The organism is Corynebacterium sp. HMSC08A12, from assembly GCF_001807485.1.
GTDB classification, from domain to species: domain Bacteria; phylum Actinomycetota; class Actinomycetes; order Mycobacteriales; family Mycobacteriaceae; genus Corynebacterium; species Corynebacterium evansiae.
On the sequence record NZ_KV789172.1, the window covers coordinates 79,357 to 100,952 of the forward strand.

Below are 21,596 nucleotides of genomic sequence, written 5' to 3' on the forward strand. Positions count from 1 at the left end.
GTCTAGCGCCTGCGGTATTCTTGGTTGGCATGACTGCTTCCCCAAATCCCTATGAACTGGCCGCAGAGGCTGCGGCGGCGCTGAAGGAGCGCACGGGCCTCGATTCCTATGACTGTGCCGTGGTGCTCGGCTCGGGGTGGCGCCCCGCCGCCGACGTGCTGTGCGAAGGCGCGGAAGATCTGCAGGAGTTCCCGATGTCGGAGCTGCCGGGCTTCCTGGCTCCCACCGCGCAGGGCCACGGCGGCACGGTGCGCAGCGCCCGCATCGGCGGCCGCAACGTGCTGGTGCTGCTGGGTCGCACCCACGCCTACGAGGGCCACGAGCTGTGGCGCACCGCCCATGCGGTTCGCACCGCCGCGGCCGCGGGCGTGCAGACGATCGTGCTGACCAACGCCGCGGGCGGCCTGACCGAGGGCATGACCGTGGGCGAGCCGGTGCTGATCGCCGATCACATCAACTTCACCGCCAAGACACCCCTGACGGGCGCGAACTTCGTGAACCTTGTGGATGCTTACAGCCCCGAGCTGCGTGCCAAGGTGCAGAAGCTGCGCCCCGGCATGCGCGAGGCCGTGTACGCGATGATGCCCGGCCCGCAGTACGAAACCCCGGCAGAGATCCACATGCTGCGCACCCTGGGCGCGGGCCTGGTGGGCATGTCCACGGTCTACGAGACGATCGCCGCGCGCGAGGCGGACGTGGATGTGCTAGGAATCTCGCTGGTCACGAACCTGGCGGCGGGGGTTACCGGCGAGGCTCTGAACCACGAGGAGGTTCTGCAGGCGGGCAAGGAAGCCGCCAACGACATGGGCAAGCTGCTCGGCGAGCTGGTGAACAACCTATGAGCCAGTTGAAGTTCGGCACCGCCGGCCTGCGCGCCAAGATCGGCCCCGGGCCAGACGAGATGAACGTCGGCACCGCCACCCGCGCCACAGCCGGTGTGGCTGCGTGGCTCAAGGAGCGAAAGCGCCCCTTGCGCGCCGACGGAGTTTTTCGTGCGGCTGTGGGATATGACGCTCGCTACGCCTCCCACGCCCTAGCCCGCGCGACGGCGGAAACCTTCGCCGGCGCAGGCTTCGACGTGACCCTCATCGCGGAGCCCTCCCCCACCCCAGTGTTGGCGTGGCTGGTGCGCTCCCGGCGCATGGACGTGGGCGTGCAAATCACCGCCTCGCACAACCCGGCACAGGACAACGGCTACAAGCTGTACCTGGACGGCGGAGCACAGCTGGTCTCCCCCGCCGACCGGCAGATCGAGGAGCACATTGCCGCCCAGCCCACCGACGCGGCGAAGATCCCCCGTTCCGAGGCGAAGTCTGTAGACCTGTCCGTGGTCTCCGGCTACGTCACCGAGCTGGGCACCCTGGTGGCCACCGGCCGCCAGGCGGAGCTGGCGCCGCGGCGGAAGCTGAAGATCCTCTACACCCCCATGCACGGCGTGGGCGGCAACGCCCTGGAGTGGGCCTTGCGCGAGAACGGCTTCGGCAACGTGCACGCGGTGGCCTCGCAACGCTGGCCGGACCCGACCTTCCCGACAGTGGACTTCCCCAATCCGGAGGAGCCGGGTGCCACCGACGCGCTGCTGGAGGAAGCCCGCGCCATCGACGCGGACCTGCTGATCGCGCTGGACCCGGATGCGGACCGCTGCATGCTGGGGTTGAAGCGCGCGGATGGCGAATACCACATGCTGCGCGGGGACGAGGCCGGCCCCTTGCTGGCGCGCCGGGTGCTGGCGGGCGTGGGGGCGTCCACAAAGAAAAAGCCTGTAGTGGCGACAACGGTGGTCAGTTCGCAGCTGCTGGGGCGCATGGCGCGCGCCGAGGGCTGGGACTACGTGGAGACGCTGACTGGCTTTAAGAACCTGGCGCGCGCTGCCGACGGTCGGCCGGGTGAGCTGGCTTTTGCCTACGAGGAGGCGATCGGCACCGCGCCCGCGCCGCACATCGTGGCGGATAAGGATGGCATTGCGACGGCGCTGATCGCGGCGGCGTGGGCGGCCGAGACGGATCTGGCTGCCGAGCTGGACGACATCGAGGCCACCTATGGGGTGTTCAGGACCGCGCAGGTCAGCGCACGTTTCGACAGTGCGGAGCAAGCGCAGGAGCTGATCGCGCGCTGGGCGGACAACCCACCGGCAGAGCTCGCGGGTGCGGCCATGCAGGCCGGGCCGATCGAGGATTCCGCGGGCAACCGCACCGACGGCGTGCGGCTGGTGGGCACTTCCGGGGACATGGGGCTGCGCGTGGTCGCCCGCGCGTCCGGCACCGAGCCGAAGGCGAAGTTCTACCTGGAGGTCAGCGCGGTGCCAGGGGCGGATGCACAGGCCGTGGAGGCGCTGCTGGAGCGCCTAAAGGTCGATGTTTCGGGGGCCGTATAGGCGGTCGCCGGCATCGCCCAGGCCGGGGACGATGTACGCGTCCTCGTTCAGGCTGGGGTCGATGGTGGCGGTGAAGAGTCGGCGCACGCTCACGTTGGCCTCCACCAGCGCATCCACGCCCGGCTGGGCGGAGACCATGCACACGCAGGTGATGTCGTTGGCGCCGCGATCCTCCAGCAGGCGGATGGCGTGCAGCAGCGAGCCGCCGGTGGCGAGCATCGGGTCGACCAGGAACACCGGCTGGTCGCTGAGGTCGTCCGGCAGCGCCTCCAGGTAGGGCACGGGCTCGTGGGTGGTTTCGTCACGGGCCATGCCAATGAAGCCGACTTGTGCGTCGGGGATCATGGACAGCGCCGGATCGATCATGCCCAGGCCCGCGCGGATGACGGGCACGATGATCGGGGGCTTTTCCAGCCGCGTGCCCGTGGTGGTGGCGACGGGGGTTTCGAGCTCGAAGTGTTCGACCACCAGGTCCGCCGAGGCCTCGTAGATCAGCATGGCCCCCAGGTCGGACAAAGCGGCGCGGAACTGTGCATTGTCGCTGTTCTTGTCACGCATGATGCTGAGCCGGGAGGCGACGAGCGGATGATTAACCACCTGAATTTCCATGGTTCCCCACTCTAGTTGATTCGCGATTGAACCTTTCGGGCTGCGGCGGAGTCTAAAGAAACTGCAGAGTGTTTTTGGGGGAGGGTTTCATGCTTTCAGGGGATGCGCTAGCGGCCGATTCGGAACTGGTGGGGCAGCTAAAGGGGCGCACGCAGGACGTGAGTACGGCGCTCCAGGAAAAGGTCGCGCCACTGCACGGCGCAGTGGGTATGGTGGCGCCGCCGGCGCTCAAGGATTTTCTGCGGGCGCTGTCGACGGCGCGGGAAGCCCACGATGGGTTGTTGCGGGATGCGGAAAGCTACTTTAATGACGCCACGTTTGCGCTGGGGAGCGTGCATCGCGGACTAGACAGGCACGAGGGCGAGTACTCCCACGCCTTCAGCGGGTTGAGGGAGGTCTGAGGTGCTAGACATAGCGAGCCTGGTGGCGCCACTGGCCGCGGCGATCCCCTCGCCCTTTAGTCCCGGCCTCAGCGCCAGCGTCTCTGGGGTAAGGGGCCTGCAGGATCTGGGGAACCTGGCGGCCTCCGCCCTGCAGGGACGGGCGGGCGATAACGTGCACGGCTCCCTGGACTCGGTGGCCAAGGCAGTTTCCCAGGCCTTAGGTGCAGGCGGTGCACTGGACAAGCTGGCGGGGCAGGCCGCCCAGGCCGTAGAGCGGGCAATCGGGGATTTGAGCGTCATCTTCGACGACTGCGTGCGGGAAGTCGGCCAGGCGGTGGCCACCAGCGGCATGGCCGGCCCGCTGGGCTTGGTTAATGGCCTCGGCGCGGCGATGCCGGTGGTGTTGCGACACGTCGGGCGGGCGGAAGATCGCATGCACACTCTAGAGGAGGAGCTGCGCGGGTTGACCCTGGACGTGCACGAGGTGAAGAAGGAACAGATCCCCGAGCGGTTGCCTGCCAGGAATCCGGACACGGCAGAGGTTGCGGCGCCGGCGTCACAAGATAGCAACAGCGCGCCGGGCGCACCGACGGACCAGGCACACAAGGCGGTAGCCGCGGCGAAGACGGCCCTGGGCACCCCGTATCAGTGGGGCGGGACGGTGCCGGGCAAGGGGCTGGATTGCAGCGGCCTGGTGCAGTGGGCCTACCAGCAGGCCGGGGTGGATCTGCCGCGCACGGCGAGCGCGCAGGCGGTCGGGCCGCAGATTCCGCGCGCGGAAGTGCAGGCGGGAGACCTGGCCGTGTGGGACGGGCACGTGGCGATGATCGTCGACGGCGGGAACATGATCGAAGCCGGCGATCCAGTGCAGATCAGCCCCATCAGGCAAGACAATATCGGAATGCCGTTCAAGGGCTTCTACCGGCCGACGGCGGCGTAGGCGAATAGGCATCGGCAAACAGAGGAGGAAAACATGCCACTCATCAACGGACGATCCCACGGCAGCGGGTTGGCGCGCATCGTGAGCACTCCCCCGCCGCGCGAGTATCTGGCCGCACAGTTCCTGGGCGAAATGCCGGAAACCGTGCCCGCGGTGCTCACGGCGGAGCTGCGCAACCGGCGGGCTGACCAGACGCAGGACTAAACACCGACGTAGTCAGACCGACCTAGTAGAATGCCAGCCATGGCAGCAGAAAATGGCTTGAGGACATTCGGCAACGGCATCGTTGCCGTGGAGTTAGAGATCACCAGCGGCACCTGGTACACCCTGTGGGCCCCGAACTGGCTGGTCAAGGGTGAGCGCTGGCAGGGCTTCCTGGGCGATGACGACGATCTTTTCGTCTTCGACTCCCCCGCCAAGCTCCTGGCTTTCCTCGAGGACGGCGGGCGCAACGAGCTGGCCGAGCACCCCAAGTGGGCGCAGTTCAAGTCCGACTTGGTCACAAATGTGGTGCCCACCCGCACCGGCAAGATCAGCCTGGTCGAGGTGCCCCGCAAGCTGGCTCAGCGCCCGGGCTATGAATCCACCTCCGCGGTCGCCCGCGGTTTCGATCTGCTGCGTTCCATGGGCAATGTCCTGGGGCTGAAGAGCGTGAACAACTGGTTCCACTCCTACTCCATCCTGGATAACGTGCGCCGCGGGCCGGACCACTACCAGTCGCAGAACGGCCTGGAAGAGTGGTCGGGCGTTGGCCGCACCGTGCTGGATCGGTGGAAGGGCATGCTCGATGACGTCGAAGTGCACCTGACCGAGCCTGAGGTCGACGAAGCGAAGGTGAAGGACGCACAGAAGCGCATCGACGAGGCTCAGGAGGCCCGCGAGAAGCGCCAGAAGGAAAAGGAGGCCGAGGCGGCGGCTGCGGCCAAGGCCACCGAGGGCAAGGACGTCGATCCCTACGACAAGACCATCTGGGCCGACGCCGGCATCGATCCGATCCGTATCAGCCTGAACGGCCAGTACGTCTACACTCTGCGCTGCTACGTCGGCGACAAGCCGCGCTTCCTCGGCCGCCACGGGGAGATCAACACCTTCCCGAACTCTCGTGCCCTCGTGCGCTGGATTATTGACGCCCACGATCACGACCTCGAAGAGCTGGATACTTGGGGCGACCTGGTCAGCGCCGCCAACGCCGGCGAGCTGGAGGTCACGGTGCACGACTCGAACCAGTACTCCTTCGCTGGCCTGCACGACGACATTTCGGAGTCCCTCGACGCCGTGGATACCGACCAGCTGGGCCGCGCCTACGAGCTGCTGGCGGACGCCGCGGACTGGGCGGGCGACGACGGCGTGAACAAGATCCTGCTGAGCTACCCGAAGCTGCAGAACTACCTGGCTTACATGCTGGGCTCCCCGTCGGACGCACAGCCATCCGCCCCCTTCGACGAGGAGGCGAAGGGCTGGAAGGCCCTGGAGGAAGGCCTGATTAAGCGCTTCACCCGCTTCTAGAAATTAGATGGCTGGCCCTGGCCAGCCCCAGGGCATCTTCGCCTGGCTGTTGTATTTGAAAAGCGCAAATACACCAAGAGAGACGGCCGCCAACGAAAGGGCGATTGCAAAATAAACGCCGATTTCTGCACTCCCTTGGAAGACCTCCTCGAAAACCAGGCCTTCTTCCCGCAGTCGAGCACCCTCTTCCCTCTCCATGGCCTTCAATGCTCGCTGGATCTTCATGATCGACCAGATCGCCCAGCCTAGACCCACCAGGCCCGCGCCGATGAACATGGAAGAGGCCACACGCGGCTTCACCGCCTGCCACAACATGACGGCACCCACAATCAGTAGCGACAGGGCTGCGACATTGGCTGGTACGCCGACTCCGGCACTGCTGAATTTCGAATCAACAACGTCAGCACCTTCCGGAGCGCCTGTGACGACAACCCTGCCCCAGCCGTTCACATTTAGCCTCATAATCCCTTCATCGTGATTAAACCTCAGCTCCGTCCATCCGAGAAAGCTCGCAGTGAACATAAGCAAGGCTAAAGCTGTGGCGCCGCCGGAGACGAGCAGCATCCATGTGCCGGGACGGTAGCCGTATCCAAACTGAGGGTTTCCACCCATCGCGCCGTAGGGATTGGGATTGTTCATGGATCAATCACTTCCGGTCATTCACGGGCAGCTACTAACAAAAGAGCTCGTCTGGGCTTACCATGACGAGCTCTCTTGCGATGTAGAAAGGTTCTTACTGCCCCGGCTGGTTAAACGGGTTCTGGTTACCTGGCTGGCCGAACTGACCCTGCTGATTCGGCTGGTTCTGTGGCTGTCCTGGCTGACCGAACTGACCCTGCTGGTTCGGCTGGTTCGGCTGGCCGAACTGCTGAGGCTGACCCGGCTGGCCGAACTGGTTCGGAGCGTTGTTTCCGTTACCCGGAACGTTCAGCAGCGGGCCGAACTTCACGATCGCCAGCACGCCGAGCGCGATGATCGCCAGGGCGATGATGATTGCCAGGAAGACCGCGAACTTCGGGCCGCCGTCCAAGGTGATGCCAGATGCGAACCCATAATTACTGCTGGCGGACTGAGCTTCCTCCAGTTTGTCCTTTGCCTCTTTGTAGGGACCATTGAAATCAACGATTGTCCAGATGGCCCAGATCAGATGCACCGCACCACCGGCGATACCCAGGTAGACGGCCACACGCGGCTGGATCTTCAGCCACAACATAACCGCCGCGGCGATCAGCAAGCCCAAGGTCAAGAGCATGAAGAGCACGCCCAGGCCGGTGTTACCGAAATCCTCGGCGAAATCCTTCTTATCGGCATTGTCACTCACCGAGAGCATGCCCCAGCCGTTCACGCCAGCGGTGTACTCATCTCCACTAATTTTGGTCGTAAGACCGACCCACTTGAAGAAGCTGAAGAACAGCACCAGCAGCGCTGCGATGCCAGCCACGCCTGCAGCCAGCTGGTTCCACGCCAGCGACTGCAGCCCCTGCTTCATTGCCTGACCGGCCTGCCCCGGCTGATTCGGCTGGCCGGGCTGCCCCGGCTGGCCAAACTGGTTCTGCTGTTGCGGCTGCGGCTGGTTCGGCTGCTGCGAGTACGGATTCTGGCCACCGGGGTTCGGTCCCGGCTGGCCATAAGGGTTCTGGTTGCTCATGGCGAATGCTCTCAATCTTTTCTGCGAATAATTCCTATCTAGGATTCGCCTAATTATTACAGCTTGCTACTGATTAAGCGACCGGAATGGCATTATCGATCAACAACGAAGAATTGGTCGAACGTCACGTTGCTGGCCACCTCGCCGTGTTCGTAGACCTTTAGGTCCTTCTGATTGATCTCGATGCGAGTTCCGCCCCCGACGGGCACGCTGTAGCTGCCGCGGCTCGGGTCTGCGTAGGACATGTCCACGTCCTTCTCGATCGAGTGGCCACCGACATAGCTTCGGTAGTAATAGTCACCGTGCTCCCCGACCTTGCACACCACTACGTAATCGCCGTCGCCATAGGCCGCGTACAGCCACTGGTCGTCAGCATTGCAGTGCGCGGGGCTGCCCTCCCAGCCATAGCTGCTCAGCCTATATTCTGGGCTGGAAGATCCACTGCCTCGCGGCTCCTCCGGGGTTGGCTCGTCCTCTGGGGTTGGCTCCGCTTCGCTGGTCTTGGTCTTCTTACGTGTGGTGGTCGTGGCGGGGCTCTCGCTGCTCTTTTTGGACGCCACCGTCTCCGCCGCTACCGGCGATTCCTCACCGTCGCCGCTGTCTTTCCCCATAACTGCCGTGGCCGTCAGCACGCCCGCGACCAGCAGCGCCACCACGGAGATTGCAACGATGGAATACACCCACGGAGAGGTCTTATTCTGCTGCGGAGCCTGCTGCGCAGGATAGTTGGGGTTCCAGTTATTCCAGTTGTTATTACTCATGTGATGTTCCGACCCTAGCGGTCGAGAATATTCATGTTCAGCAGCTTCGGGCCGCTATTGCCCACGCCGAAGAACAATAGGCCCTTCAACTTGCCATTGTTGTCCTCCACGGAGACGAGGTAGAAGTCCTCGTAGCGGTCAACGCTCTCCTCGGTCAAGACAAACCGGGCGAAATCGTTGCTCTTGGTGACTTCTCTGGGCTGGAGAGCCAGGGCGTCAAACTCCTTATTCATGCCCTCGTATCCGCCGTCGTCCAGGTCGAAGTAATCCGAGGCATCGGACATGAATTCCTTGCCGACGTGATCGTCCATCCACATCTGGGTCTCGCCCTTCTTACGCAGATCCAGGAACTCCTGGGAAAGGTTCTTCACCTCTCGCTCGTCTCCGAAGAACCAGCTCACACCCTTGTAGGCCCCAAACAACACCAGGACTGCGAGAAGGGGGACAATAGCCGCCACGGTCAGCGCCAGCTTCGAGGAACGGGCGAACTCGCGCTTCAGCTTGGACGGCTGCTTGGGCTGCTGCGGCTGTTGCTGTGGTTGCTGCGGCTGACCGGGCTGCTGGAACTGTTGGAACTGCTGGGGCTGTGCCTGCCCCTGCGCCGGCACCTGCATCTCACCCAGGTCACGCAGCGCGGCAATGTCGATCTCGGGGGCATTCGGATCGTCCAGGCGGGCATCGTACATGCCGCGCTTCGTCGGATCCGCAATCACCTGGCGCGCCACCTGCAGCTCGTCCTCCCCGCCCGGGTTGGAAGCATTACCCGTGCTCAGGCGCTTATCGATGTCCTTTGCGATGTCCTGAGTGCTCGTGCTCCGGTCAATCCCAAGTGACTCGTACAGGTTGTAATGCGCCACGGCTTCGGTCAGCTCCCATCCTTAAAATGTCGTTATACAGGCATTTAGCTTAACTTAAATCCCGCAGCTCGTGGTTGAAAGAATCCAATTCGCCCCCGCCGGCCATCTCCAGTGTCAACTGCTCCAGAGTGACCTCGGAATAATCCGCGTCCAGGGTTTGCTCGCCCATGTTCAGCAGCACAAAGTGGCTGCCCACCAGATACGCATGGTGGGGATTGTGGGTAATCAGCACCACACCTACCCCACCTTCGGCGGCAGACTTGATGAAGCGCAGCACCATGCCGGATTGTTTGACGCCCAGCGCTGCGGTTGGCTCGTCCAGAATGATCACTCGCGCGCCGAAGTACACAGCCCGCGCAATGGCCACGACCTGCCTCTGGCCACCGGAAAGGTTGGCGATGGGCACCTCGACATCGTCCAGGTGCACTCCCATCTTCTCCAGCTCCTCGGACGCGATGCGGCGCATCTCGTCGGCACGCAGCAGGCCGAAACGCCCGGTGAGCTCTTGGCCCAAGAAGAAGTTCCGCCACACGGACATCTGTCCGACCACGGCCAGGTCCTGGTACACGGTGGCGATGCCCTTATCCAGGGCATCCTTCGGGCCGTTGAAGTTGACTTCCTCGCCGTCGACCAGAACCTCGCCACTGGTGTGCTTGTGGCGGCCGGCAAGGATCTTGATGAGGGTGGACTTGCCCGCACCATTGTCGCCCAGGATGCAGGTCACCTTGCCGGGGTAGATATCCAGGTCAATGTCCTTCAGCACGTGGACATCGCCATAGTCCTTGTCCACATTGCGGAGGCTGATAATCGGGGTGGCGTCATTAGAAGAAGACATTTAGCTGCGACCTCCCGAAGTGAACTTGGAGACAGAGTTGTTGGTGAGCACCGCAAACAGCAGCATGGCCCCCAGGAAGAACTTGAACCAATCCGGGTTCCAACCTGCGTAGACGATGCCCTGGTTCGTCATACCGAAGATCAGCGCGCCGATGGCCGTACCGATGGCGGTGCCGCGTCCACCTGTGAGGGCACAGCCGCCAATGACCGCGGCGATGATGTAGAGGAACTCGTTGCCCACACCCTGGCCAGCCTGGATGGAATCGAAGGCGAAGAGATTGTGCATGCCCACGAACCAGGCGGCGAAGCCGACGAACATAAACAGGATCACCTTCACGCGGCGTACCGGCACACCGGTGGCGCGGGCGGCTTCGGCATCGCCGCCGACGGCGAAGATCCAGTTGCCGAAGCGCGTCTTGAACAGCAGCACGCTGGCCAGGGCCACAAAGAGGAGCCACCAGAAGACGATGGTCTTGACCTCCACGCCGAAAATGTTGATCGAGGAGGCGAAGACGGCCTTGGCGGATTCGAAACCCTCCATGTCGGCGATCGACGGGGTGGCGACCTGGCCGGTGACCAGCTTCGTGACGGCCAGGTTGATGCCCTGCAGCATCAGGAACGCGGCCAGGGTGATCAGGAACGACGGGATGCCCGTGCGCATCACCATCATTCCGTTGAAGGCACCGATGGCCAGGGCGATCAGCAGGGAGAGGAATACGCCCACCCAGGAGTTCAGCCAGAAGTTGTAGTTCAGCATTGTGGCGGCCAGTGCGGCGGTGGTGACGGCCACGCCGGAGGATAGGTCGAACTCATCGCCGATCATCAGCAGGCCGACGGCCAGGGAGATGATGCCCATAGTGGAGCTGGCGTACAGCACCGTAGAGAACGCATCGAGGGAGCGGAACGACGGGGCGACGATCATGAACAGTGTGAAGATCAGGACCGCGCCGAGCACCGAGGTGAACTCGGGACGCTTAAGGATACTCATCGCTTTCATCGCAGCCCTTCCTTGGCCGCGTCCGCGATGGTGTCCACGTTGGACTTATCTACGAACGACGGGCCGGTCAGCACCGGCTGGCCGCCGCCCACGGTGGAGCCGTTGCGCTTGGCCAGCCAGAGCGCGTCGATGGCCATGTAGCCCTGCAAGTAAGGCTGCTGGTCCACGGCCCACTCGATGGTGCCATTCTTGATTGCGGCGACGAGCTCCGCGTTGGTGTCGAAGGTGGAGATCTTCGCCTTGGAACCGGCCTGCTCCTTGGCCTGCACGGCCGTCAGCGCGACGGGGGCGACCAGACCCATGACCCAGTCGATGTCCTTCTGCTGCGCCAGCTTGGCCTGCACTGTGGACTGCACGCTGGTCAGATCCATGCCGTTGACGTAGAGGTTCTCCACAGAACCGCCGCCGAGGCCCTTCTTGATGCCCGCACAGCGGGACTCCTGGCTAGGGTTGCCCTGCTCGTGGATGACGCACAGCACCTTCTTGGCGCCGTCCTTCGACAGGCGCTCGCCGGCGCGCTCGCCGGCGACGGATTCGTCCTGGCCGAAGAAGGCGCTGACGTCGTACTTCTTGTAGTGCTCCATGCCGGAGTTCAGGCCGACCACGGGAATGTCCGCCTTCGCCGCGCGCTTCGCCGCCGGGCCCAGAGCCTCCGGGGTGGGCATGGTCAGGGCCAGGCCATCGACGTTGGAATCGATGGCATTCTGCACCAGGTTCGCCTGGTCAGGCGCCTGCGGGGAGGAGCTGTAGCGGAGCTCCAGGTTGTTCTTCTTGGCAGCATCCTCCGCGCCTGCGCGGACGAGATCCCAGAAGGTATCGCCCGGCGCGCCGTGGCTCACCATCGCCACGGTGTAGCGCGGAGTATCCACTCCCCCGCCGCCGTCGCCGGACGCACCGCCGCGCGGTCGGCCACCGGTCTCCGAGCACGCGGCAAGCGCCGCGCCCGTGCAGATAATCACCAGCATCGCCACCGCGCGGCGGAGGTTGAACTTAATTCCCCAAGAATTCGCCATGCAGAGCATTTTGCCAGTTCACAGGGGCAAAACCCAACCCTAAGCGGGACAACTTAAAGCATTCAGATGCGTCTAGCTGGAGGTTTGGTCGCCTGCTTCGCCATCGCTTTCCTCATCGTCCAGGCTGAGGCCCAGCTCCTCCAGTTCGGCCTTGAGGTTCTCCATGGACAGCTCAATATCCTGCTGGCCCGCGCCCGCTGCAACACCCGCGCCGTGCGGCTGGCCGTGGCCATGCAAGCGCTGCATGCCGTTGGAAAACTCGGTGCCCTCCGCGTCGCCTGCGTCCAGAGCCTCGTCCGGCAGGCTGTTGCCGACCTCGGCGTAGGCCGGGTAGATCACGTTGCGCTCGAGGTCTTCGCGCAGCCCCTCGTCGCAGTACGCCACCTGCAGTGCGTTGCTCGTAAGCTCCAGCAGCTGCCACAGCTCCAGGTCGCAGTGCTCGGCCAGCAGCTCGAATTCGCGGGTCATCGTGGTGCCGGAAACCAGGCGGTTGTCCGTGTTCACGGTGCAGAAGAAGCCCATCTCGTACAGCAGGCCAAACGGGTGCTCCGCCACGTCATCGCAGATACCCGTCTGCGTATTAGAGGTCGGGCAGATCTCCAGGGCGATGCGCTGGTCGCGCATGAAGCGGGCGACCGGACCCAGCTCGATGCCGCTCATGGTGGCATTAAAGTCCTCGTACACACGCACACCGTGACCGATACGCCGGGCACCCTGCGCTAGGGCGTCACGAAGAGAGTCCACACCGGCAGCCTCACCAGCGTGAATGGTGAAAGGAACGAGGTTCTTGCGCAGCAGGTCGAACGCAGCGGCGTGCTTCGAAGGCGGGAAGCCATCCTCGGCGCCGGCGATGTCGAAGCCCACCACGTAACCCTCGCCCGGGGTGTGCTCGCCGTAGTTGTCCACCGTGAGCTGGGCGATCTCTTCGGAACGTTCAGCGTGGCGCATGGCGCACAGGATCAAACGCACGTGAATGCGCCCGCCGCGCTCGGCGACCAACCGCTCGCCCTCCTTCACACCCTGCACCGTGGCTTCGACGACCTGCTGCAGGGAAAGGCCATCGGCCTGATGTTGCTCAGGGGCGTAGCGCAGCTCGGCGTAGCAAACGTTATCGGCGGCCAAGTCCTCGACGGCCTCGCGAGTAATGCGCACCAGCCCCTCGGCGGTCTGCATAACGGCGGTGGTGTGATCGAAGGTGGTGAGGTAGGTCGGCAGGTCGCCGGAGTTCGCCGCCTCGTAGAACCACTTCTCCAGCTCTACCGGGTCGGTGGTGGGCAGCTCGTAGCCGATCTTCTCGGCGAGCTCGACCAGGGTGGCGGGACGGACGCCACCGTCGAGGTGGTCGTGGAGCTCTACTTTGGGAAGGGACGCGATGATGTCAGAGTCAATCATGTCTAAAGATCCTAGCTGCATCCGCGTCCCACGCTCGCAGCTGGCCGCTAGCGCTTGAAGATCTTGGTGACCAATCCGCCAACGACCACGCCCGCGGCTGCGCCGATGCCAAGCAGACCGGCACGGTTGGCGTCGGCACTACCCGCACGCACCTCCTGGCGCACGCGAATAACGGCGGCCGGCGGTGCATCCGGGCGCAGGTTAGCCAAGGATTCCGGCGTGGTCGCAGCCCACGCGGAGCAGTACAGCAGGATGCGCCAGATGAAGTACATCAGCACCATCACACCGATCACCGGACCGAAGGCCGCGCCGGCGGGGTTGGATAGCGCGTTGGAGAAGAAGATGGTGGCGAACTGCTTGAAGATCTCAAACAGGATCGCGCCGATAACAGCGGCCTTCACCGCGGACTTGCGAGGCACCTTGGTGCGCGGCAGGTAGAGGATCATCCAGAAGAACACGCAGAAGTTAGCGATCAGCGCCACCAGCAGGGCCACGCCGAAGGTGATGTAGCGGATGCCCGGCACGTCTGCCAGCCCGACTGCATCCAGCAGCTGGGTGGTCAGGCCGGAGTTGCCGATGGTGGTGATGGCGAAGGCAGCGATCAGGGAGACCAGCAGGCCGACCAGGCCAATCAGGTCCTTTACCTTGCCGGAGACGAAACCGGAAGGCGTACCGTCGACCTTCCACATCGCGGAAACACCCAGGCGCAGGTGGGCGATCCAGCCCAGTCCGGTCCACAGGGCCAACAGAAGACCGATGGAGAATACGGACTTCCTCTGTTCGATGGACTGCTCGATGATGGTCTGCAGCACATCTCCCATGCTGCCGTCGCCCATGTTGGCGACCCTGTCCATGACGTCGTTCAGCAGCCTCTCGTTGCCCGCCAGGATCATGGCCAGCACGGCCAAGGTCAGCATCATCAGGGGGAAGATCGTCATCACCGAGAAGTAGGTGATGCCGGCGGCGAACTGGTTACCGCCCTGCTCGGAGTACCGATCCTGCATCCGCAGCACGTGGTCCAGCCACGGCCACTTGTCGCGGTACTTATCCAGCGGGCCTGGATCGTCCTTGCGGGATCGCTCCACGCCATAGTTATCCAGCTTGCTCTTATCAGGATCGGTGGTCGCCAAAGGGACGGCCCTTCCTTCCGGTCGTCTCGTCTTGAAAGTTCTTCACATTAGTAAAGCACGGCGGGGGCTGCCGTGCTTTACTGTTTCGCGTTGCTTGTTCCGCGTTATTGCTTCGCTACTGCCTTACTTCCGCCAGGAAGCCCACGCGCTCGTAGACCTGCTCGATGGTCTTCGCCGCGATCTCGCGGGCGCGGTCCGCACCATTTGCGAGGATGCGGTTCAGCTCGGCGGGGTCGGCCATGTACTCGTCGTAGCGCTGGCGCAGCGGGGTGCAAAACGCCTCCAACACTTCGGCTGTGTCCTTCTTCAGGTCGCCGTAGCCAGAGCCGGCCTTCTGGTAGCCCTCCACCAGTTCGTCGATGCTCTTATCCCCCAGCGCGGACTGGATGACCAGCAGGTTCGATACGCCCGGCTTGTTTTCCTTGTCGTAGCGGATCTCGCCGTCGTTATCGGTCACTGCCGAGCGGATGCGCTTGGCGGAGACCTTCGGGTCGTCCAGCAGGTTAATCAGACCCTTGGGGTTGTCCGTGGACTTCGACATCTTGGCCGTCGGGTTCTGCAGGTCGTAGATCTTGGCCGCGCCCTCGGGGATGAATCCCTCGGGCACCACGAAGGTCTTCTTGTAGCGGGAGTTGAAGCGCTCCGCCAGGTTGCGGGTGAGCTCCAGGTGCTGGCGCTGATCTTCGCCGACCGGCACCAGGTGCGGGCGGTACAGCAGAATGTCCGCGGCCATGAGCATCGGGTAAGCGTACAGGCCGGAGGTGGTGTTGTCGCCGCCCTGCTTGGCGGACTTGTCCTTAAACTGCGTCATGCGGCGCGCCTCGCCGTCACCGGTGATGCACATCAGCACCCACGCCAGCTGTGCATGCTCCGGCACGTGGGACTGCACGTACAGGGTGGAGCGCTCCGGATCGATGCCCAGTGCCAGCAGCTGCGCCACGCCCGCGAGGGTGCGCTTGCGCAGATCCTTGGGGCTGTAGCCGGGCACGGTGATGGCGTGCTGGTCGGGGATGAAGTAAAAGGTCTCGTAGTCTTCCTGCAACTGGATAAACTGCTTGACTGCTCCCAAGTAGTTGCCCAGGTGGTAGGAATCGCTGGTCGGCTGCAGGCCGGAGACGACGCGCTGTTTCTTCGCAGGTTGGTTCATATTATGTAACCTTACTCGTCGCTGTTGCGGGGTTCTTCGGGCGGGTTTTGTGACGCCCGCTCGTCCCCGTATTCGTACTCTCCCCGATCGACCAATTCGAACCGGTGTTTCCTCTTGCGCTTCTTCTGCCCGGATTTGTCCTTAGGTGTCCTCGGGGCCTTCGGGGCGCCAACGCTGCGCCGGCGCATCTCACGGCGCTGCACCCCGGCTTTGTTGAGCGCCCACATGGTCAGCCGCCCGGCGGGGTCGCGGACGTATTCGCGCTCCTGGTATTCGAAGACAGGCAGGGAAATGCGGTAGAAGATCGCCAGCAAGCGCAGGCCGAAGGCGAAGATCAGGCAAATGACGATGACCAGCTGGGTGCCGATGGTCTCGTCCAGGTTGAAGTGCAGCATGCCCATATACATCACCGCTACGAGGATGGCGATGGAGGCGTAGAGCTCCTCGCTAAACACCAGCGGCACCCGGTCGCATAAAACGTCGCGCAGCACGCCGCCAAACACGCCGGTCACCACGGAGGATACGACGACGATCAGGGGGTGGTAGCCCAGCTCCAGCGCCACCTGGGCACCCAGCAGGGCGAAGGTGGAAAGGCCCACCGCGTCGAGCACCAGGAAGATGGTGCGGAAGTAGTCCATCAAGAAGCTGGCCAGCACCGTCACCAGCGCGGCGCCCAGCACGATAGCCAGGAAGATCGGCTCGTCCACCCAGCGCAGCGGGTAGTGGCCGAACAATAGGTCACGCACCGTGCCGCCGCCGAAGGCGGTCACGGAGGCGATGAGCATGACGCCGAACATGTCCATCCGCTGACGTCCCGCAGCCAAGGCCGCCGTCATTGATTCGGCGGTGAGCCCCAGGACGTAGAGGACGGTCAGCATGCGTACTCCACCAGCACCGGCGAGTGGTCGGACCAGCGTTGGTCGTAGGCCGCGGCCTTATCCACCCAGACATTGTTGGCGGTCAGCGCGCGTTCCAGCATGCCGCGGGTGGCCACCTGTAGGTCGATGCGCCAGCCCGCGTCTGTATCGAAGGCCTGGCCGCGATAGGTCCACCAGGAGTAAGGCCCGGCCTGGTCGGGCAGCACCCGGCGCATCACGTCGAAGTACTGCGGATCTTCCACCGCGCCGGCGGCCAGGCGGGCGCTGGCGAGGTCCCCCGGCGCGTAGTCCACTGCCCCGAAGAAGTCCCCGGCCACGCCTGCGGGGTTGCCGTTGCGGCCGGAATCTTCGGCGTCTGCGACCTGGGTGGCATCGTCCGGGAAGGTGCCTAATAGGGAATCCATGAATGCCCGCTCGTCGGGCAGGAAGCCGGACTTCTTGCGGTTGGTCTTCCAATTCTTCAGGTCCTCGCGGCGGTGGCAGATGTTCCAGTCTCCACCGACTACCAGCTCGGGGTGTCCGGCCTGCTCGGCCTGTGCCGCCCGGTTCTGCAGGTACTCACCGAAGGAATCCAGGAAGCGGTACTTCTCGTCCTGCTTCTCCGTCCCCGCCGAGCCGCTGGGCAGGTACAGGGAGGCCACGCGCACCGGCAGATCCCCGGCGTCCACCGTGGCCTCGATGTAGCGGCCGGAGTCGGCGAACTCCTCGCTTCCTGGACCGTCACCGAAGCCGATCTGCACGTCCCGCAGGGGCAAACGCGACAGGATGGCCACCCCGGCCCGCCCCTTGGCGGCGGCCGGCGCCTGAGCCAGGTGCCACTCCCCCAGGACGGGTTCCAGGGCAGCACGCGTCTGCTTCTCGTCCGCGCGCACCTCCTGCATAAGCACTACGTCCGCTGGCGTGGCCTCCAGCCACGGCAGGATCCCCCGGTTGTCCTCATGGCGCACCTTCGCTGCCGCCCGAATTCCATTGACGTTAACCGTCGCAATAGTCAGTGACTTCATGAGTCCCTACCCTACTAACCCAGACAACTAACCCTTACTATTCCTTAAAGCTTTAGAACCTACGCCCGGGCGGCTGCGAGCTGACGGCGTCGTAAATAATAGGCAGGAATCCACAGCAGAGCGCCACAGGCGGCCATCGCCGCACCAGCGAGCGCAGGGGTGGAATAACCATAGCCAGCGGCGATGACGGCACCGCCGACCGCCGCTCCCGCCGCATTAGCCATGTTCAACGCAGAGTGGTTCAGCGCCGCGGCGAGGGTCTGCGCCTCGCCCGCAACGTCCATCAGGCGGGTCTGCAGGTTCGGTACCAGGGTGGAGCCCAACAGGCCGATCACGCCGAAGTTGATGATGCCCGCCACCGCATTGTGGGACAGGAAGTAAAAGGCGGAAAGGACGACGATCAGGGACAGCAAGGTGCTGAGGATCGCGTACTCCAAGTTCCGGTCGGCCAGCACACCGCCGATATACGTGCCGATGACCATGCCGATGCCGTAGACCATCAGCGGAATCCAGATGAGGTTGGCATTGAAGCCCGCGTTCTCCGTCAGGGTCCAGGAGATATAGGTGTAAACCGCGAACATGCCACCGAAGCCGACGGTGCCGATGGCGAGGGTCATGAGAACCTGCGAGTTCACCAATGCGCCGAGCTCCGTCAGCGGCTTGGTGCGCGGCATCAACGTCATGTGCGGCACGGTGAACCACAGGGCGACGAAGGTGACCACGCCGATGGCCGCGACCATCGCGAAGGCCGCGTTCCACCCGAAGGTGGAGCCCAGCCACTGCGCGATCGGCACGCCAATGACGGTGGCGATGGAAAGCCCCATGCCCGTCAACGCCACGGCCTTACCGCGCTTGCCGTTTGGCGCCATGGACGCGGCGATCAGCGCCGTGACGGAGAAGTACGCGCCGTGCGGGAAGCCCGCGATGAAGCGGGAGAGCATCAGGATCCCATAGGAGTGCGCGAAGACACTCAGGCCGTTGCCGACCACGAAGGCGCCCATCAGCAGCAGCGCCAGGCGCCGGCGCGGGATCGAACCCGTGAGCGTGGTGATCAGCGGGGCGCCGACGACCACGCCCAGCGCGTAGGCGGAAATCACGTGGCCGGCCTGGTCCTCCGAGATGGCGAAGTCCTCCGCGATGAGGTTCAGCAAACCCATCGCCACAAACTCCGTGGTGCCGATGCCGAAACCGCCCAGAGCCATCGCCACCATGGCGATGTAACGGTGGCGGGTGGAGATCTCCGTCTGGCGCGGAACCGGGCGGCGGGAGGGCAACTTTGTAAGTTTCGTTTCGCTCACGGGCATCGCTCGCTTTCATTAGTTGTAGGGACGGGTAAAAGGGCAGGTTGATAGGCGGGTTGACGGGGCTGCGGGAAGTGCGGCGGGTGGGTCGCAAAAGCGCGGCGGGTAGGCGTCAATAAAAATTTTTAAGCTTTAAAACCGAACAGGCCACGCGGTGGGCAATAACCCCGTACCATTCACAGGTTTGTTATTTGCCGTATTCTTGGATCGTAAACCACTAAAAGACCAACTGACTAACTAGAGGCTGGGAGACGAACGCCACATGGCAAAGATCATCTACACCCGCACCGACGAAGCCCCACTCTTGGCGACGTATTCTTTGAAGCCGATTGTGGAGGCTTTTGCTTCGACCTCTGGAGTGGATGTGGAGACCCGCGATATTTCGCTGGCCGCCCGCATCCTGGCCGCGTTCTCCGACGTGCTGCCCGAGGAGCAGAAGGTTGACGACGCTCTGGCTGAGCTCGGCGAGCTGGCCAAGACCCCGGATGCGAACATCATTAAGCTGCCGAACATCTCTGCATCTATCCCGCAGCTGCAGGCAGCCATCGCGGAGCTGCAGAAGGCGGGCTACGACCTGCCGGATTACCCGTCCGAGCCGAAGACCGACGAGGAGCGCGACGCGCAGGCCCGCTACGACTCCGTGAAGGGCTCCGCCGTTAACCCGGTGCTGCGCGAGGGCAACTCCGACCGACGCGCGCCGAAGGCCGTGAAGAACTTCGCCCGCAAGCACCCGCACTCCATGGGCAAGTGGTCGCCGGATTCCAAGACGAACGTCGCCACGATGGAGGCCGACGACTTCCGCCACAACGAGCAGTCGGTCATTATGGACGGCGATGACACGCTGCGCATCCAGCTGGTCAAGCCGAACGGTGAGACGCAGGTGCTGAAGGAAGAGCTGCCGGTACTGGACAAGGAGATTGTTGACGCCACGGTGATGCGCGCCGAGGCTCTCAGCACTTTCTTCCGGGCTCAGGTGGCTCGCGCGAAGGCGGAGGGCGTGCTGTTCTCCGTACACCTGAAGGCCACGATGATGAAGGTCTCCGACCCGATCATGTTCGGCCACGCAGTGCGCGCATACTTCCACGACGTGTTCGAGCAGTACGGCGACCAGCTGCTGCCGGCAGGCCTGAACGGCGAGAACGGCCTGGGCGCCATCCTGGACGCACTGGATGCGGGCAAGGTAGACAACGCAGCCGAGATCCGCGAGGCCTTCGACAAGGCCCTGGCCGACGGCCCGGACCTGGCGATGGTGAACTCCGACAAGGGCATCACCAACCTGCACGTGCCCTCCGACGTGATTGTGGATGCTTCCATGCCGGCGATGATCCGCACCTCCGGCCAGATGTGGAACAAGAACGACGAGACCGAGGATGCGCTGGCAGTTCTGCCGGATTCCTCCTACGCGGGCATCTACCAGGTCGTTATCGACGACTGCCGCAAGAACGGCGCCTTCGACCCGACCACGATGGGCACTGTGCCGAACGTGGGCCTGATGGCGCAGAAGGCCGAGGAGTACGGCTCCCACGACAAGACCTTCCGCATTGAGGCCGAGGGCCGCGTGCAGGTGCTGAATGGCGCCGGCGACGTGCTGATGGAGCACGAGGTTGCCGAGGGCGACATCTGGCGTGCGTGCCAGGCCAAGGACATCCCGCTGCAGGACTGGGTGAAGCTGGCCGTGAAGCGCGCCCGCGCTACCGGCGCCCCGGCTGTGTTCTGGCTGGATCCGGAGCGCGCGCACGACCGGAACGTGCAGAAGCAGGTGGAGACCTACCTGAAGGATCACGACACCGAGGGCCTGGACATCCGCATCCTGCCGCCGGAGGAGGCAATGCAGCTGTCCATCGACCGCATCCGCGCTGGCGAGGATACGATTTCCGTCACCGGCAACGTGCTGCGCGACTACCTGACGGACCTGTTCCCGATCATGGAGCTGGGCACTTCCGCGAAGATGCTTTCCGTGGTTCCGCTGATCGCCGGCGGTGGCCTGTTCGAGACCGGTGCGGGTGGTTCCGCGCCGAAGCACGTGGCCCAGCTGGTGGAGGAGAACCACCTGCGTTGGGATTCCCTGGGTGAGTTCCTGGCGCTGGCGGAGTCTCTGCGCAAGCTGCAGGAGACGGACGATAACCCGCGCACCCCGATCCTGGGCGATGCTCTGGATGCTGCCACCGAGTCCGTGCTGAACGAGTCGAAGTCCCCGTCCCGCAAGGTCGGCGAGATCGACAACCGCGGCTCCCACTTCTACCTGGCGAAGTTCTGGGCTCGCGAGCTGGCTGACCAGACTCGCGATGCTGAGCTGGCGGAGATCTTTAAGCCTGTTGCGGACGCCCTCGAGGCCAACGAGGAGAAGATCTCCCAAGAGCTGCTGGATATTCAGGGTCACGAGGTGGACCTGGGCGGTTACTACTGGCCGAACGATGAGAAGACGAACGCTGTGATGCGCCCGTCCTCGACGTTCAATGAGATCATCGACGGCCTGAACACCAACAAGTAGCCGCCGGGCTGGCTCACCGGGCTCCGGCTCCAGCCCTCTGGCTCTCGGCGCGAGCCCACCGGATCTCGGCCCGTAATAGCCCCGGCGCCGGCACTTTGTGAACTGCTCCCCATTAGTTGGACTGAGAAATCAGTTACCGACTAGTGGGGAGTAGTTTTCATTGAGAGCACGAAGTTCGCTGAGTGAGCATCAGCGTGAGCAGCTGGTGGAGTGTTTCGAGCAAGGCATGGGCTGTGCTGCCGCTGCCAATGCTCTTGGTGTCTCCAAGTATGCCGCCCGTATGCTCTGTCGTCGGTTTAAGCTGCATGGCAGGCTATGTCTTGTGGAGAAA

21 protein-coding genes are annotated in these 21,596 nt (G+C 63.8%); 7 read left to right on the forward strand and 14 right to left on the reverse strand.

Annotated elements, in window-relative coordinates; genetic code table 11:
• The first annotated feature begins 29 nt into the window (after nucleotides 1-29).
• Nucleotides 30-842, forward strand: a complete 813-nt coding sequence (locus tag HMPREF3166_RS04505; RefSeq protein WP_070487851.1) for a purine-nucleoside phosphorylase — start codon at nucleotides 30-32, stop codon at nucleotides 840-842.
• Nucleotides 839-2,374, forward strand: coding sequence for a phospho-sugar mutase (locus tag HMPREF3166_RS04510; RefSeq protein WP_070487852.1), 1,536 nt, complete (start codon nucleotides 839-841; stop codon nucleotides 2,372-2,374). The genes HMPREF3166_RS04505 and HMPREF3166_RS04510 overlap by 4 nt, the downstream gene beginning before the upstream one ends.
• On the opposite strand, the gene upp is transcribed toward HMPREF3166_RS04510, so the two are convergent.
• On the reverse strand, nucleotides 2,345-2,983 hold the full coding sequence (upp, locus tag HMPREF3166_RS04515) for a uracil phosphoribosyltransferase (protein WP_070487854.1): 639 nt from the start codon (nucleotides 2,981-2,983) through the stop codon (nucleotides 2,345-2,347). The two genes, HMPREF3166_RS04510 and upp, sit on opposite strands and share 30 nt — an antisense overlap.
• Before the next feature lie 89 nt (nucleotides 2,984-3,072).
• Here upp and HMPREF3166_RS04520 point away from each other — a divergent pair, with 89 nt between their 5' ends.
• The 4 genes from HMPREF3166_RS04520 to HMPREF3166_RS04530 are packed head-to-tail and all read left to right on the forward strand — an operon-like array spanning nucleotide 3,073 to nucleotide 5,812.
• Nucleotides 3,073-3,384, forward strand: a complete 312-nt coding sequence (locus tag HMPREF3166_RS04520; protein WP_070487877.1) for a hypothetical protein — start codon at nucleotides 3,073-3,075, stop codon at nucleotides 3,382-3,384.
• A 1-nt stretch (nucleotide 3,385) separates the two neighbouring features.
• Entirely contained in the window at nucleotides 3,386-4,306 is a 921-nt protein-coding gene (locus HMPREF3166_RS04525; RefSeq protein WP_070487856.1) for a C40 family peptidase, read from the forward strand.
• A gap of 33 nt (nucleotides 4,307-4,339) precedes the next feature.
• Nucleotides 4,340-4,510, forward strand: coding sequence for a hypothetical protein (locus tag HMPREF3166_RS10190; protein ID WP_005291698.1), 171 nt, complete (start codon nucleotides 4,340-4,342; stop codon nucleotides 4,508-4,510).
• A gap of 39 nt (nucleotides 4,511-4,549) precedes the next feature.
• Nucleotides 4,550-5,812, forward strand: a complete 1,263-nt coding sequence (locus tag HMPREF3166_RS04530) for a hypothetical protein (protein ID WP_070487858.1) — start codon at nucleotides 4,550-4,552, stop codon at nucleotides 5,810-5,812.
• 3 nt (nucleotides 5,813-5,815) lie between these two features.
• Here the strand turns inward: HMPREF3166_RS04530 and HMPREF3166_RS04535 are convergent, their stop codons facing one another.
• The 13 genes from HMPREF3166_RS04535 to HMPREF3166_RS04595 form a co-directional block, all read right to left on the reverse strand.
• Nucleotides 5,816-6,451, reverse strand: a complete 636-nt coding sequence (locus HMPREF3166_RS04535) for a hypothetical protein (protein WP_035004395.1) — start codon at nucleotides 6,449-6,451, stop codon at nucleotides 5,816-5,818.
• Between the two features lie 94 nt (nucleotides 6,452-6,545).
• Entirely contained in the window at nucleotides 6,546-7,460 is a 915-nt protein-coding gene (locus tag HMPREF3166_RS04540; protein ID WP_070487860.1) for a hypothetical protein, read from the reverse strand.
• A gap of 92 nt (nucleotides 7,461-7,552) precedes the next feature.
• Entirely contained in the window at nucleotides 7,553-8,221 is a 669-nt protein-coding gene (locus HMPREF3166_RS04545) for a hypothetical protein (protein ID WP_070487862.1), read from the reverse strand.
• 14 nt (nucleotides 8,222-8,235) lie between these two features.
• Entirely contained in the window at nucleotides 8,236-9,078 is an 843-nt protein-coding gene (locus HMPREF3166_RS04550; protein WP_035004398.1) for a J domain-containing protein, read from the reverse strand.
• A gap of 49 nt (nucleotides 9,079-9,127) precedes the next feature.
• Nucleotides 9,128-9,913, reverse strand: coding sequence for an ATP-binding cassette domain-containing protein (locus tag HMPREF3166_RS04555; protein ID WP_070487864.1), 786 nt, complete (start codon nucleotides 9,911-9,913; stop codon nucleotides 9,128-9,130).
• Entirely contained in the window at nucleotides 9,914-10,909 is a 996-nt protein-coding gene (locus HMPREF3166_RS04560) for an ABC transporter permease (protein WP_035004401.1), read from the reverse strand.
• A complete protein-coding gene (locus HMPREF3166_RS04565) occupies nucleotides 10,906-11,931 on the reverse strand; it encodes a sugar ABC transporter substrate-binding protein (RefSeq protein WP_049049793.1) in 1,026 nt (341 codons plus the stop codon). Before HMPREF3166_RS04565 ends, HMPREF3166_RS04560 begins: the two co-directional genes overlap by 4 nt.
• A gap of 63 nt (nucleotides 11,932-11,994) precedes the next feature.
• Nucleotides 11,995-13,314: an adenosine deaminase gene (locus HMPREF3166_RS04570; RefSeq protein WP_070487865.1), complete on the reverse strand. Its 1,320-nt coding sequence runs from the start codon at nucleotides 13,312-13,314 to the stop codon at nucleotides 11,995-11,997.
• A gap of 47 nt (nucleotides 13,315-13,361) precedes the next feature.
• A complete protein-coding gene (locus HMPREF3166_RS04575) occupies nucleotides 13,362-14,444 on the reverse strand; it encodes a YhjD/YihY/BrkB family envelope integrity protein (protein WP_049049791.1) in 1,083 nt (360 codons plus the stop codon).
• Nucleotides 14,445-14,559: 115 nt separating this feature from the next.
• Nucleotides 14,560-15,591: a tryptophan--tRNA ligase gene (trpS, locus tag HMPREF3166_RS04580; protein WP_035004405.1), complete on the reverse strand. Its 1,032-nt coding sequence runs from the start codon at nucleotides 15,589-15,591 to the stop codon at nucleotides 14,560-14,562.
• An 11-nt stretch (nucleotides 15,592-15,602) separates the two neighbouring features.
• Nucleotides 15,603-16,469, reverse strand: a complete 867-nt coding sequence (locus HMPREF3166_RS04585) for a trimeric intracellular cation channel family protein (RefSeq protein ID WP_035009794.1) — start codon at nucleotides 16,467-16,469, stop codon at nucleotides 15,603-15,605.
• Nucleotides 16,463-17,473: an exodeoxyribonuclease III gene (locus tag HMPREF3166_RS04590; protein WP_070487867.1), complete on the reverse strand. Its 1,011-nt coding sequence runs from the start codon at nucleotides 17,471-17,473 to the stop codon at nucleotides 16,463-16,465. The genes HMPREF3166_RS04585 and HMPREF3166_RS04590 overlap by 7 nt, the downstream gene beginning before the upstream one ends.
• Before the next feature lie 59 nt (nucleotides 17,474-17,532).
• Nucleotides 17,533-18,777 (reverse strand): MFS transporter, encoded by a 1,245-nt coding sequence (locus HMPREF3166_RS04595; RefSeq protein WP_210383917.1) that lies wholly within the window; start codon nucleotides 18,775-18,777, stop codon nucleotides 17,533-17,535.
• A gap of 259 nt (nucleotides 18,778-19,036) precedes the next feature.
• Here HMPREF3166_RS04595 and HMPREF3166_RS04600 point away from each other — a divergent pair, with 259 nt between their 5' ends.
• The gene (locus HMPREF3166_RS04600; protein ID WP_070487869.1) at nucleotides 19,037-21,265 is read left to right on the forward strand and encodes an NADP-dependent isocitrate dehydrogenase; all 2,229 of its coding nucleotides are present in this window, start codon (nucleotides 19,037-19,039) and stop codon (nucleotides 21,263-21,265) included.
• Nucleotides 21,266-21,596 lie beyond the last annotated feature (331 nt).

Excerpts from the sequence above, each read along its gene's own strand:
- HMPREF3166_RS04505 (WP_070487851.1), top strand. The coding sequence starts at position 30 with ATGACTGCTTCCCCAAATCCCTATGAACTGGCCGCAGAGGCTGCGGCG.
- HMPREF3166_RS04510 (WP_070487852.1), top strand. The coding sequence starts at position 839 with ATGAGCCAGTTGAAGTTCGGCACCGCCGGCCTGCGCGCCAAGATCGGC.
- upp (WP_070487854.1), bottom strand. The coding sequence starts at position 2,983 with ATGGAAATTCAGGTGGTTAATCATCCGCTCGTCGCCTCCCGGCTCAGC.
- HMPREF3166_RS04520 (WP_070487877.1), top strand. The coding sequence starts at position 3,073 with ATGCTTTCAGGGGATGCGCTAGCGGCCGATTCGGAACTGGTGGGGCAG.
- HMPREF3166_RS10190 (WP_005291698.1), top strand. The coding sequence starts at position 4,340 with ATGCCACTCATCAACGGACGATCCCACGGCAGCGGGTTGGCGCGCATC.
- HMPREF3166_RS04530 (WP_070487858.1), top strand. The coding sequence starts at position 4,550 with ATGGCAGCAGAAAATGGCTTGAGGACATTCGGCAACGGCATCGTTGCC.
- HMPREF3166_RS04535 (WP_035004395.1), bottom strand. The coding sequence starts at position 6,451 with ATGAACAATCCCAATCCCTACGGCGCGATGGGTGGAAACCCTCAGTTT.
- HMPREF3166_RS04540 (WP_070487860.1), bottom strand. The coding sequence starts at position 7,460 with ATGAGCAACCAGAACCCTTATGGCCAGCCGGGACCGAACCCCGGTGGC.
- HMPREF3166_RS04545 (WP_070487862.1), bottom strand. The coding sequence starts at position 8,221 with ATGAGTAATAACAACTGGAATAACTGGAACCCCAACTATCCTGCGCAG.
- HMPREF3166_RS04555 (WP_070487864.1), bottom strand. The coding sequence starts at position 9,913 with ATGTCTTCTTCTAATGACGCCACCCCGATTATCAGCCTCCGCAATGTG.
- HMPREF3166_RS04560 (WP_035004401.1), bottom strand. The coding sequence starts at position 10,909 with ATGAAAGCGATGAGTATCCTTAAGCGTCCCGAGTTCACCTCGGTGCTC.
- HMPREF3166_RS04565 (WP_049049793.1), bottom strand. The coding sequence starts at position 11,931 with ATGCTCTGCATGGCGAATTCTTGGGGAATTAAGTTCAACCTCCGCCGC.
- HMPREF3166_RS04570 (WP_070487865.1), bottom strand. The coding sequence starts at position 13,314 with ATGATTGACTCTGACATCATCGCGTCCCTTCCCAAAGTAGAGCTCCAC.
- trpS (WP_035004405.1), bottom strand. The coding sequence starts at position 15,591 with ATGAACCAACCTGCGAAGAAACAGCGCGTCGTCTCCGGCCTGCAGCCG.
- HMPREF3166_RS04585 (WP_035009794.1), bottom strand. The coding sequence starts at position 16,469 with ATGCTGACCGTCCTCTACGTCCTGGGGCTCACCGCCGAATCAATGACG.
- HMPREF3166_RS04590 (WP_070487867.1), bottom strand. The coding sequence starts at position 17,473 with ATGAAGTCACTGACTATTGCGACGGTTAACGTCAATGGAATTCGGGCG.
- HMPREF3166_RS04595 (WP_210383917.1), bottom strand. The coding sequence starts at position 18,777 with ATGCCCGTGAGCGAAACGAAACTTACAAAGTTGCCCTCCCGCCGCCCG.
- HMPREF3166_RS04600 (WP_070487869.1), top strand. The coding sequence starts at position 19,037 with ATGGCAAAGATCATCTACACCCGCACCGACGAAGCCCCACTCTTGGCG.